This is a genomic window from Pseudomonas sp. LBUM1664 (assembly GCF_059695895.1).
Window position 1 is genome coordinate 6,255,333 of sequence record NZ_CP166791.1, and the last position, 12,155, is coordinate 6,267,487.

The following is a 12,155-nucleotide window of genomic DNA, read 5'->3' on the forward strand; positions in this document are numbered from 1 at the left end:
CTACCTTTCTTAAAGCGACGAATATTTCTTGCGCAGACGCTGACGAATCAGCTCGGCGAGGGTGTTCATGACGAAGGTGAACAGCAGCAGCACCAAGGCCGACAGGAACAGCACGCGGTAATGGCTGCCACCGACTTCCGATTCGGGCATTTCCACCGCCACGTTGGCCGCCAGGGTGCGCAGGCCTTCGAACAGGTTCATTTCCATGACCGGCGTGTTACCGGTGGCCATCAGCACGATCATGGTCTCACCCACCGCACGGCCCATGCCGATCATCAGCGCCGAGAAGATGCCGGGGCTGGCGGTGAGGATCACCACACGGGTCATGGTCTGCCACGGTGTGGCACCGAGGGCCAGCGAGCCCAGGGTCAGGCCGCGCGGCACGCTGAACACGGCGTCTTCGGCGATGGAGTAGATGTTCGGGATGACCGCGAAGCCCATCGCCAGGCCGACCACCAGGGCGTTGCGCTGGTCGTAGGTGATACCCAGGTCATGGGAGATCCACATGCGCATGTCGCCGCCGAAGAACCAGGTTTCCATGTACGGGCTCATGTACAGCGAGAGCCAACCGACGAACAGGATCACCGGGATCAGCATCGCGCTTTCCCAGCCCTCTGGCACCTTCAGGCGTATGGATTCAGGCAAGCGGCTGAAAACGAAACCGGCCACCAGGATGCCAATCGGCACCAACATCAGCAGGCTGAAGATGCCCGGCAGGTGTCCTTCGACGTACGGCGCCAGGAACAGGCCGGCGAAGAAGCCCAGAATCACCGTCGGCATCGCTTCCATCAGCTCGATCACCGGCTTGACCTTGCGACGCATGCCCGGGGCCATGAAGTACGCGGTGTAGATCGCAGCGGCAACCGCCAGCGGCGCGGCCAGCAGCATCGCGTAGAACGCGGCTTTGAGGGTACCGAAGGTCAGCGGCGAGAGGCTCAGCTTGGGTTCGAAATCGGTGTTGGCGGCGGTCGATTGCCAGACGTACTTAGGTTCGTCGTAGTTTTCGTACCAGACCTTGCTCCACAACGCGCTCCACGAAACTTCCGGGTGCGGGTTTTCCAACTGCAGCGGTTGCAGCTTGCCGCCCTGCTCCACGATCAGGCGGTTGGCCCGTGGCGACATGCCGAACAGGCCTTGGCCATCGACCACCTGGTCCACCAGCAAGGTGCGGTGAGCGGTGCTGTGGAACACGCCGAGCTTGCCGGCCGCGTCGAGGGCAACGAAGCCTTTGCGACGTTCCTCGGCGGATATTTCAACGATCGGCGTGGTGCCCATCTGGAAGGTGCGGATCTGCTTCAGACGTTGCTCGCCGTCCGCATCGCGGGCCATGAACCACTGGGCCAGGCCACCCTTGGAGTCGCCGATGATCAGCGAAATCCCGCCCACCAGCTGGGTCGTGGCGGTGACTTGGGCTTCGCCGTCTTCCAGCAGTTTGTAACGACCGTTGAGGCTCTTGTCCCGCAGGCTGAACACGTCGGCCTGGGCGCGACCGTTGACCACATACAGCCATTGCTGGCGCGGGTCGACGAAGATGCTCTTCACAGGCTCTGTCATCTGCGGCAGCTCGATGCGCGCCTGCTCGCTGGTGACTTCACCGGTCATCATGTTTTCTTCGCGGGTGAGCGACAGCACCTGCAACTGGGCACCGCTGGAACCGGCGATCAGCAGGGTCGAATCGGTGGCGTTGAGGCTGACATGCTCCAAGGGCGCGCCCTGTTCGTTCAACGCGATCGGCGTTTCGCCATACGGGTATTCAATGGCTGGCGAGATGGTTTTCTTGCCGTCCGGGTAACTGACCTTATAGGTGTGACGGAACACCAGGGCCTGGCCGTTGGACAGACCGATTGCCACCAGCGGACTGCCGGGCTGGTCTTCGCCGATGGACGTCACGCTGGCACCGGCCGGAATCGGCAGGTCGACACGGCGCAGTTCGGCGCCGCTGTTGATGTCGAAAAACAGCGCCTGGCCCTTGTCGGAAACCCGCATGGCGACCTGGTTCTGTTCTTCGATGGAGATCATCAGCGGTTTGCCGGCGTCTTGCATCCAGGCCGGGGTGATCGCGTCTTTGGCGGTCAGGTCCGCGCCTTGGAACAGCGGGAATACCACGTACCCAAGGAAGAAGAAAATCAGGGTAATGGCTGCCAGGACGGCGAGCCCGCCGATCAGGACGTACCAGCGGGTCAGGCGATCCTTGAGCGCGCGAATACGGCGCTTGCGTTGCAGCTCAGGCGTATTGAAATCAATGCGCTTGGGAGGGGAAGTCGTAGTCATTGTGGAGTTGGCCAGATCATTCATGCGCACACCCTAGCGATCCTGTATGACAGAAAGATGACAGTGCAGTGACGCGACAAATCCGCCGCCGTAGGAGCCGGCAGCGGACAGGAATTTGGGGTTGTGGGCGCGAGCTTGCTTGCGAAGGGTCATCAGATTCAACATTGTTGTTGACTGACCCACTGCTATCGCGAGCAAACTCACCCCCACAGGAGTCCGGGCATTGGCCCGGCTCAGGTATTACTTCTTGGCAACGTTGCCTTCGGACAGACCCAGGTCAGCCAGTGCCTTGGCGGCAACCTTGGCTGGCAGTGGGATGTAGCCGTCCTTGACCACAACTTCCTGACCTTGCTTGGACAGGACCAGCTTCACGAACTCAGCTTCCAGCGGAGCCAGAGGCTTGTTCGGAGCCTTGTTGACGTAAACGTAGAGGAAACGCGACAGCGGGTATTTGCCGTTCAGGGCGTTCTCTTCCGAGTCTTCGATGAACTCAGTGCTGCCTTTCTTGGCCAGGGCTACTGTCTTCACGCTGGCGGTTTTGTAGCCGATGCCCGAGTAACCGACGCCGTTCAGCGAAGAGCTGATCGACTGCACGACCGAAGCCGAGCCTGGTTGTTCGTTGACGTTTGGCTTGTAGTCGCCTTTGCACAGGGCTTCTTCTTTGAAGTAGCCATAGGTGCCGGATACCGAGTTACGACCGAACAGTTGCACCGGCTTGTTAGCCAGGTCGCCTGTCACGCCCAGGTCACCCCAGGTTTTCACGTCGGTTTTAGCGCCGCACAGACGAGTGGACGAGAAGATCGCATCGACCTGTTCCATGGTCAGGTGCTGGATCGGGTTGTCCTTGTGCACGAATACAGCCAGGGCGTCCACGGCAACCGGGATGGCAGTAGGCTTGTAACCGTATTTGGTTTCGAAGGCCTGCAGCTCGGTGTCCTTCATCTTGCGGCTCATCGGGCCCAGGTTGGCGGTGCCTTCGGTGAGTGCGGGCGGCGCGGTGGAGGAGCCGGCGGCTTGAATCTGGATGTTTACGTTCGGGTATTCTTTCTTGTAGTTCTCAGCCCACAAGGTCATCAGGTTGGCCAGAGTATCGGAGCCGACGCTGGACAGGTTGCCCGACACACCAGTGATTTTGGTGTAGCTCGGGATCGCAGGGTCAACAGCAGCAACCGCGTTAGCAGTCGCAACGCCAGCAGCGACAAAGGTCATTGCCGCCATCAAACGCTTCAGTTTCATGCCTTACTCCTAGCAGATAGGGGTGTGTTAAGTCGGCTAATTATCTGTAAGCCGTGCGAACACTCTATGACCGGAATATGACAATTAGATGAAAGGCCAGCATTGGGTTTTACAAGAATCCTGCCAGTCGCCTTCACCGCGAGCAGGCCAGTACAGTCGATAAACGTCTAGGCCTAGCGACCTTTCTTCCAGAGGTAACCGCCCACCGCGATTCCGAGGCCGCAGATAACCGCCACGTAATAGGCCGGCCCCATCGGGCTTTCCTTGAGCAGCAGGGTGACGATCATCGGGGTCAGGCCGCCGAAGATCGCATACGCCAGGTTGTAGGAGAACGACAGGCCACTGAAGCGCACCACGGCCGGGAACGCCTTGACCATGACATAGGGCACCGCACCGATGGTGCCCACCAGCAGCCCGCTCAGGGCGTAGAGCGGGAACAGCCACTCGGGGTGGTCGAACAGGCTGTGGTAGAACGTCCAGGACGTGATCAGTAGCAACGCGCTGCCAAACACGAAGACCCGGCCAGCGCCGAAGCGGTCGGCCAGCACACCAGAGCCGATGCAGCCAAAGCTGAGGAACACGATTGCCAGGCTGTTGGCCTGCAACGCGGTGGTCGGGCTGAAGTGATACACGGTCTGCAGCACGGTCGGGGTCATCAGGATGACGACGATGATGCCGGCCGATAACAACCAGGTCAGCAGCATCGAAATGGCGATGGCGCCGCGATGATCGCGCAGCACGGCTCGCAGTGGCACCTCTGCGGCCAGGGCCTTGCGCAGTTGCAGTTCGGCGAACACCGGGGTTTCGTGGAGCCAGCGGCGCAGGTACACCGAAAACAGACCGAACACACCGCCCAGCAGGAACGGAATCCGCCAGGCGTAATCCGCCACTTCAACCGGCGTATAGATACTGTTGATGGCAGTGGCGACCAGCGAACCCAACAGAATCCCCACCGTCAGGCCGCACGTGAGGGTGCCGCAGGCATAGCCGATGTGGCGCGCCGGCACGTGTTCAGAAACGAATACCCAGGCTCCCGGCACTTCGCCGCCAATGGCTGCTCCCTGAATTATCCGCATCAGCAGCAGCAGAATCGGCGCCCACATGCCGATCTGGGCGTAGGTCGGCAGCAGGCCCATGATCAGGGTCGGTACGGCCATCATGAAAATGCTCAAGGTGAACATTTTCTTGCGCCCCAGCAGGTCGCCGAAGTGAGCCATGATGATCCCGCCCAGCGGCCGGGCCAGATAACCGGCGGCAAAAATGCCGAACGTCTGCATCAAGCGCAGCCACTCCGGCATGTCGGCGGGAAAGAACAATTTACCGACCACGGTGGCAAAGAACACAAAAATGATGAAATCGTAGAACTCCAGCGCGCCGCCCAAGGCAGAAAGCGACAGGGTCTTGTAATCGTTGCGGGTCAGCGGACGGGCAGGCATCGCCGTGCTCAAAGGCGCAGTGGTCATGGCAGGGGCTTCTCTTATAGTCGGTTCTGCAGCCACGACATCGTGGCCTGGGCAGGTTCGGCACGATAGCAAATTGTTCGAAAAAGCACATAGCGGCGCGTATTTGACCGTCGAAAACAGAACCCAATGGTCGTCTCGACGTCTATCGCCCGATATACTCGCAACCTTGCAACACTCTGTAAGGGGTTGCTGTGCGAAAACGTCGTTGGTGGCGTAGTACCAGAACCAGCCGGTTTCGCAGAGTTTCCCTTTGGCACGCCTTTACGAAAAACGTGACGAACGCAGCATGTTCGGGCTGAATCGTTTTTTTCAAAGACGGCTATTCACCTTAAGCACAAGACAGCGTTACGGGTCAGAGGCACCCCCGGCATGATAGAGCTCGAACAAGAAGATCCAATCCCGCAGGGCGACCTGGCCTTGCAAATCACCGCGCTCCCTCGCGAGACCAACGGTTTCGGCGATATTTTCGGTGGCTGGCTGGTTTCCCAGATGGACCTGGCCGGCACCGCAATGGCCAGTAAAGTGGCCGGCGGACGCGTGGCCACCGTGGCGATCGATCGCATGGCGTTCCTGGTGCCGGTGGCGGTGGGTGCGCAGCTATCGTTTTATACCCAGGCGCTGGAAATCGGCCGCAGCTCGATCCAGATGATGGTCGAGGTTTGGAGCGACGACCCGCTGTCCAGTGAGTGGCGCAAAGTGACCGAGGCCGTGTTTGTGTTCGTCGCCATCGACGGCAGTGGTCGTACCCGCTCGGTTCCGCCACGCGCTCGTTAAACGCGGCGGCCGTTTTACGGTCCATTGCAGTTCCTGTTCCTGAACGAGATTTGCAGCATGCCTACGCCCAATGTCGAAGCCGTCAAACTGGATGAACTGAATGGCTGGCGCATCCGCCACGGCCAGGCCGAGTTGCTGGTGGCCCAGCAAGGCGCGCATATCCTCAGCTATCAAGTGGACGGCCAGCCGCCGCTGATCTGGCTCAATGACCAGGCCACGTTCAAGACCGGCAAGAGCATCCGTGCCGGCGTGCCCGTGTGCTGGCCGTGGTTCGGCAACCTGACGCGCAACCCTGACAGCGTACAGGCCATGCGCGTGAGCAACGACCCGGCCACCGCCCACGGTCTGGTGCGGGCGATGGATTGGACGCTCAAGGGGATCGAAGCTCAGGGCGAAAGCTTGAAAGTGGAATTCGTCTTGCCCTACCCCGAAAACGGCCTCTCGGGCTGGCCTCATCAGGTAGACCTGACACTGGCCATCGTGATGGACGAGCAGTTGCACATCAGCCTCACCAGCCATAACCTCGGCAGCGAAACCGTCAGCCTCAGCCAGGCACTGCATAGCTATTTCGCCGTCAGCGACGTGCGTAATGTGCATGTCGAAGGGGTGGATGGCTTAAGTTATATCGAGACCCTGGACGACTGGAAAACCGTCACCCAGGCCGGCAATTTGCACTTTGCCGGCGAGACCGATCGCATCTACCTCGATACCCCGCCGAAGCTGAGCATCGTTGACCCGCACTGGGAACGACGGATCGAACTGACCAGCAGCGGTTCGCGCTCGGCGGTGATCTGGAATCCCTGGACCGAACGCGCCAAGGCCTTCAGCGACATGGCCGACGATGGCTGGCAGCGCATGCTGTGCATCGAGACGGCGAACGTGATGGATGACGTGGTGACGCTGCTGCCACAGGCCAGTCATACCCTCGGGGTGAGCATCGGTAGCAAGCCGCTCTAAGCCGCACTACACCTTGGTGTCTGTGCCCGGCTAACCGGTTTTGTTACAGATCTGCCTCCACCACCACTCTCACCTTCTCGGCGTCCAGTGCGTACGCCGCGCTGGCCAGGTCGTTGTCGACCTTTTCGATCTTCAGCGTGCCAATCACCCACAGCGGTGTATAGATGTCGTCCAGCTTAAGACCCTTGGGATAGCGCACCAGCACCAGCTGATTAGGCGGCGGTGGCGGGACGTGGATGCAGGCACCGGGGTAAGGCACCAGGAAGAACAGCGTGCTACGGCCCTTGGCGTCGGTTTCCAGTGGCACCGGGTAACCGCCGATGCGAATGTGCTTGTCGTTCATCGAGGCCACGGTTTTGGTGGAATACATCACCGCCGGCAATCCCTTGCTCTGCTTCAGGCCACCTTTTGCAGTGAAGGTGCCGTTGGTTTCGGGGGAGTTGTGGTCGATTTCGGGCATGGCCTCGAGGGCTTTCTGGTCCGACTTGGGCATCAGTTCGAGCCAGTCGGTTTCCGGCAGTTCGGCAGCGTGGGCCAGGCCACTGCCCAGCAGAAGAAGGGTCAACACTAGACGGCGCATGAAAGGGCTCGGCAATAAGTGAGAAATGAAACGCCGGGCATTGTAGCCCTCCCTGCGCGCCACGCAGAGAGGGCTTTGTCGCGTTGAATCAGTTTCTTTTAATCAGGCCGTAGATCACCAGCAGTACCACCGCGCCCACCAGGGCACCGATGAAGCCAGCGCCTTCGCCAGCCTGGTAGATACCCAGGGCTTGGCCGCCGTAGGTGGCTGCCAGCGAACCGCCGATACCGAGCAGGATGGTCATGATCCAACCCATGCCGTCATCGCCCGGTTTAAGGAAGCGCGCCAGCAGGCCGACGATCAAGCCGATAAAGATGGTTCCAATAATTCCCATGGCATTTCCCTCTGATTAAGCCGCTAAGCCAAAGCCTAGTCAGACTTTGGCACCTTGCCATGAGAGAAGCCGGCCGACGAATGGTTCCACCAATGCTTCAGATTATTACTCGGCGATCAGCGTCTCGACCTTGATAATCTGCTGGGCCAGTGTGGCCCGGTCAGCGCAGCGCAGGTTGGCATGGCCGACCTTGCGTCCGACCTTGAACGCCTTGCCGTAGTGGTGCAGATGGCAACCGGCAATCGCCAGGACTTTCTCGGTGTCCGGCACCTTGCCGATGAAGTTGAGCATCGCGCTTTCGCCGACCTTGACGGTCGACCCCAGCGGCAGCCCGGCCACCGCCCGCAGGTGGTTTTCGAACTGGCTGCACTCGGCGCCTTCGGTGGTCCAGTGCCCGGAGTTGTGCACCCGAGGGGCGATTTCGTTGGCCTTGAGGCCACCGTCCACTTCAAAGAACTCGAACGCCATCACGCCGACATAGTCGAGCTGTTTGAGCACCCGGCTGGAGTAGTCCTCGGCCAGGGCCTGCAACGGATGGTCGGTGCTGGCGACGGACAGCTTGAGAATGCCGTCCTTGTGGGTGTTGTGCACCAGCGGGTAGAAACGGATTTCACCGTCGCGGGCACGCACGGCGATCAACGAGACTTCGCCGGTGAACGGCACAAAGCCTTCCAGCAGGCACGCCACGCTGCCCAGCTCGGCAAAGGTACCGGCCACGTCTTCAGGGTTGCGCAGGACTTTCTGACCCTTGCCGTCGTAACCCAGGGTACGGGTCTTGAGGACCGCCGGCAGGCCGATGGAGGCAACGGCGGCTTCCAGGTCGGCCTGGGATTGAATGTCGGCGAAGGCCGGCGTGGGGATGCCCAGGTCCTTGAACATGTTCTTTTCGAACCAACGGTCACGGGCGATGCGCAAGGCTTCGGCGCTCGGATAGACCGGGACGAACTGGGACAGGAAGGCAACGGTTTCGGCCGGGACGCTTTCGAACTCGAAGGTCACCAGGTCGACTTCATCGGCCAATTGGCGCAGGTGATCCTGGTCGCCGTAGTCGGCTCGCAGGTGTTCACCCAGCGCGCTGGCACAGGCGTCCGGCGCTGGGTCCAGGAAAGCGAAGTTCATCCCCAGCGGCGTACCCGCCAAGGCCAACATGCGACCCAACTGGCCGCCACCGATTACACCGATCTTCATTCGTCAACAACCTCAGGCAATGCGTGGGTCTGGATTGTCCAGGACGCTGTCTGTCTGCTCAGCGCGGAATTTTTTCAGCACGGTATGAAATTGTGGATGCTTGGCGCCCAGGATGCTCGCCGACAACAACGCCGCGTTGATCGCGCCAGCCTTGCCGATGGCCAGGGTCGCGACCGGAACGCCGGCCGGCATCTGTACGATCGACAGCAGCGAATCGACGCCCGAGAGCATCGACGACTGCACCGGCACGCCCAGCACCGGCAGGTGGGTCTTGGCCGCACACATGCCTGGCAAGTGGGCCGCACCACCGGCACCGGCGATGATCACCTCGATGCCACGGGACTCGGCCTCTTCGGCGTACTGGAACAGCAGGTCCGGGGTGCGGTGAGCGGAAACCACTTTCACCTCGTAAGGGATGCCGAGCTTTTCCAGCATATCGGCGGTGTGGCTAAGGGTGGACCAATCGGACTTGGAGCCCATGATCACGCCAACCAGTGCACTCATCGTCGTGCCTCTTCTCTCTGGGCGCCCGCAGGCGCGTCAAAAAACAACAAGCCACGCGGGAAACCCGGCGTGGCTTGTTGTACGAATAATGGCCGATCTGGACCGGCCGAAGGCCGCGCAGTATACCTCAATGAAGCAGATAAACAGCCCCTGTGACGACCATCTGTCATGGGATTGGAAAATACGCGCTTCCTGACTAAAAAGTCAGCTCGCCACGGCCCGATACAGCGAAATATTTTGAGGCGTTGCGGCGATTTATTTAGTGGGTAGAAACCATTATAAAAACTTCGCACGGTTCATTAACGATAATGACCGGTGCGTCTTTAACAGGAATCAACAACTGAACAGGAGTTCAAATGCAATGAAATACCCCATCAACATCTACATCATCGCTCATGACGATTTAAAGGACTACGACGCCAATAAGCTTTACACCGATTACTTCTCTTGGCTTAAAACCGAGCTGGAAGAAATTTCGGAGCGAAACGTCAGCTTTACGATAGTCAATCCGGGTTCCTACTCAGATTTATCAGGATACGACTACAGAAACGCAGACGAATCAATTGCGCTGAGCGGCTGGCGGCAACGAGTGAACAAATCTCATCACAAGCTAACCCAGTCAGATTATTTTAACTCTGCCCTCAACCCAGTTCTTTTGCTGACTCGACACGCCATTAACAATGGCGTTATTGGCATAGCTTATAACAAAAGCTATGCCGCCATCTCGTCAATCAGTATGTATCGCGCCCCCGCCCACGAAATTGGGCACATGCTGGGTGCCACTCACGAAGACAGTGAAATTGATTACGACGGCTGGTGGCACAGCTCGATCATGTTGTCCGATAATTTTTCACATTTGCGTGGCAACACTTATCGCTTCAGCAACAAAAACAGAGAAAACATTCGTAGGCATCTAAGTCGATTCGATTGACATCCGCTGCGCAACCAACACTGTGGAGTCTCACGCCCTCACCAGCAGGGCTTGCCGCACCACCTGCAAGGTTGCGCCACAGCAGCCACACCGGCAACACCGGCAACACCGCCCACGATTAGAAATGACGAACAACGCACTATTAATGCCCGCGCCAAAAAAATTGGCCCACACGCACTTATCATTTCACGATCATACAATCAACATTAGACACATTTGAATATAAACTGAGAAGAGTCATGCCTAAATTTCTTAAACCAATGCTTTTATTGAGCGCTTTACTGATACTCCCGACCGCCCAGGCAAATACTGTAACGGACAATACACCATGGCCAGTGAATAACGTTGAAACGCCCAGAGTGTCCGACAGGTCCAGTGCCGCACCCGAAGAAAAAAGACCGATTTTCATTTTTGCATTCATTCATGACGACATCCCCGAGACGGCGATTTCTTCGTTGTTCAAAGAGCACTTTCTCGATTGGGTGAAAGAGATAACTGCAGTGACCGGGCGTCGTGTGTCTGTAGCGTTTGTTCGAAACATGCCGCCCTATACGAATTATTCGTACAAAAACACTCAGGTAGAATCATATAACGGGTGGGTCTTACTCGCCCAACAGTACCGTCGTGATAAAAATCTTCCGCACAACAAAACGACGAAATTCGTACTGCTGACGAAAAACGCCATGGTTGATAAAGACGTCTTGGGCGTCGCGGGCAGGGGTCAACCCTTTGGCATTGCCTCACTGCTCGGAAAGCAAATTGCCGGCCATGAGTTGGGACACATGTTCACGGCGGATCACGACCTATCAGAAGTTCGCTACAACGGGTGGTGGTGCGAAACATTCATGGCAGCCAAGATCAACCAAATGCTGAGCAACTGCTACCAATATAGTGAGGGTAATCGTGAACGTATCGTGTCGTACCTGGACAGCACGCCATGAAATTGTTTACAGCCCCTCCCGGCTGAGAGGCTTATACCGACGGCGAGTCAAATCGCTTCATGCGTTGCTCGCCGCACCCCCCTCAAGCTTGCGCCACAACAACCGCACATTGGCCTTGCGCACCAGGGCGCAGCGATACAGGCGAATCTCCAGCGGCACGTGCCATTGCGCACCGCCGCAGATCACCAGTTCGCCCCGGGCCAGTTCGGCGCGCACGCTCAGGTGCGGTACCCAGGCGATGCCCAGGCCTTCCAGGGCCATGCTTTTCAAGCTGTCGGCCATGGCTGTCTCGTAGACCGTGGTGAAACGCAGCGCCCGCTGGCGCAACAACTGGTTAACCGAGCGGCCGAGAAACGCTCCGGCGCTGTAGGCCAGCAGCGGCACGCTGGCCTCGCCTTCAAGATCGAACAGTGGGTTGCCGTCGGCATCGGCCGCACACACCGGGAGCATCTCGGTCTGGCCCAGGTGCAGCGACGGGAAGATCTCCGGGTCCATTTGCATCGCCGAATCCGGATCGTAGAAGGCCAGCATCAGGTCGCAGCCGCCCTCACGCAATGCATGGACGGCATCGCCCACGTTAGTCGCCACCAGCCGCGTGGCGATGTTCATCCCTTCGTTGCGCAGTTGCGCGATCCAGCGTGGGAAGAAGCCCAAGGCCAGGGAATGCGCGGCCGACACCTGGATCACTTCGCCCTGCCCGCCTTCCAGATGATGCAAATGGCGCAGCACTTCACCCAACTGCTCGACCACTGTGCGCGCTGTCACCAGGAACAGTTGCCCCGCCGCCGTCAGTTCGACCGGTGTGCGAGAGCGGTTGACCAGGGTCAGCCCCAGCGCCGATTCGAGGCTGCGGATTCGCCGGCTGAAAGCCGGTTGCGTCACAAAGCGCCGTTCGGCGGCCTGGGAGAAGCTGCGAGTAGCGGCCAGGGCACTGAAGTCCTCAAGCCATTTGCTTTCAAGATTCATCATGTCCTCC

General features: G+C 59.0%; 12 protein-coding genes. 4 read left to right on the forward strand and 8 right to left on the reverse strand.

Annotated features, from left to right (window positions below; genetic code table 11):
- Window positions 1–9: 9 nt before the first annotated feature.
- The 3 genes from ACA047_RS29015 to ACA047_RS29025 all read right to left on the reverse strand — a co-directional run bounded on the left by ACA047_RS29015 (window position 10) and on the right by ACA047_RS29025 (window position 4,970).
- Window positions 10–2,043 (reverse strand): ABC transporter permease subunit, encoded by a 2,034-nt coding sequence (locus ACA047_RS29015; protein WP_497360580.1) that lies wholly within the window; start codon window positions 2,041–2,043, stop codon window positions 10–12.
- A gap of 468 nt (window positions 2,044–2,511) precedes the next feature.
- Window positions 2,512–3,507, reverse strand: a complete 996-nt coding sequence (locus tag ACA047_RS29020) for a phosphate ABC transporter substrate-binding protein PstS family protein (protein WP_497355343.1) — start codon at window positions 3,505–3,507, stop codon at window positions 2,512–2,514.
- A gap of 173 nt (window positions 3,508–3,680) precedes the next feature.
- Window positions 3,681–4,970 carry an MFS transporter gene (locus ACA047_RS29025; RefSeq protein ID WP_497355345.1) on the reverse strand — a complete coding sequence of 430 codons (1,290 nt, stop codon included), beginning with the start codon at window positions 4,968–4,970 and terminating at the stop codon, window positions 3,681–3,683.
- A 369-nt stretch (window positions 4,971–5,339) separates the two neighbouring features.
- Between ACA047_RS29025 and ACA047_RS29030 the strand changes: the two genes are divergently transcribed.
- Together ACA047_RS29030 and ACA047_RS29035 are read left to right on the forward strand one after the other, a co-directional pair.
- Entirely contained in the window at window positions 5,340–5,744 is a 405-nt protein-coding gene (locus ACA047_RS29030) for an acyl-CoA thioesterase (RefSeq protein ID WP_003177184.1), read from the forward strand.
- 57 nt (window positions 5,745–5,801) lie between these two features.
- Entirely contained in the window at window positions 5,802–6,701 is a 900-nt protein-coding gene (locus tag ACA047_RS29035) for a D-hexose-6-phosphate mutarotase (RefSeq protein WP_497355347.1), read from the forward strand.
- Window positions 6,702–6,744: 43 nt separating this feature from the next.
- Here the strand turns inward: ACA047_RS29035 and ACA047_RS29040 are convergent, their stop codons facing one another.
- The 4 genes from ACA047_RS29040 to purE all read right to left on the reverse strand — a co-directional run bounded on the left by ACA047_RS29040 (window position 6,745) and on the right by purE (window position 9,307).
- Window positions 6,745–7,281, reverse strand: a complete 537-nt coding sequence (locus ACA047_RS29040; RefSeq protein WP_497355349.1) for a DUF3299 domain-containing protein — start codon at window positions 7,279–7,281, stop codon at window positions 6,745–6,747.
- An 88-nt stretch (window positions 7,282–7,369) separates the two neighbouring features.
- Window positions 7,370–7,615 carry a GlsB/YeaQ/YmgE family stress response membrane protein gene (locus tag ACA047_RS29045; RefSeq protein ID WP_497355351.1) on the reverse strand — a complete coding sequence of 82 codons (246 nt, stop codon included), beginning with the start codon at window positions 7,613–7,615 and terminating at the stop codon, window positions 7,370–7,372.
- A gap of 105 nt (window positions 7,616–7,720) precedes the next feature.
- Entirely contained in the window at window positions 7,721–8,803 is a 1,083-nt protein-coding gene (locus tag ACA047_RS29050; protein WP_497355353.1) for a 5-(carboxyamino)imidazole ribonucleotide synthase, read from the reverse strand.
- Between the two features lie 12 nt (window positions 8,804–8,815).
- The gene (gene purE / locus ACA047_RS29055) at window positions 8,816–9,307 is read right to left on the reverse strand and encodes a 5-(carboxyamino)imidazole ribonucleotide mutase (protein WP_497355355.1); all 492 of its coding nucleotides are present in this window, start codon (window positions 9,305–9,307) and stop codon (window positions 8,816–8,818) included.
- Between the two features lie 361 nt (window positions 9,308–9,668).
- Here purE and ACA047_RS29060 point away from each other — a divergent pair, with 361 nt between their 5' ends.
- Both ACA047_RS29060 and ACA047_RS29065 read left to right on the forward strand, forming a co-directional pair.
- The gene (locus ACA047_RS29060) at window positions 9,669–10,238 is read left to right on the forward strand and encodes a hypothetical protein (RefSeq protein WP_497355357.1); all 570 of its coding nucleotides are present in this window, start codon (window positions 9,669–9,671) and stop codon (window positions 10,236–10,238) included.
- 239 nt (window positions 10,239–10,477) lie between these two features.
- Complete coding sequence (locus ACA047_RS29065; protein WP_497355358.1) at window positions 10,478–11,179, forward strand: zinc metalloprotease; 702 nt, start codon at window positions 10,478–10,480, stop codon at window positions 11,177–11,179.
- Window positions 11,180–11,236: 57 nt separating this feature from the next.
- Here the strand turns inward: ACA047_RS29065 and ACA047_RS29070 are convergent, their stop codons facing one another.
- Window positions 11,237–12,145, reverse strand: a complete 909-nt coding sequence (locus ACA047_RS29070) for a LysR substrate-binding domain-containing protein (RefSeq protein WP_497355359.1) — start codon at window positions 12,143–12,145, stop codon at window positions 11,237–11,239.
- Window positions 12,146–12,155 lie beyond the last annotated feature (10 nt).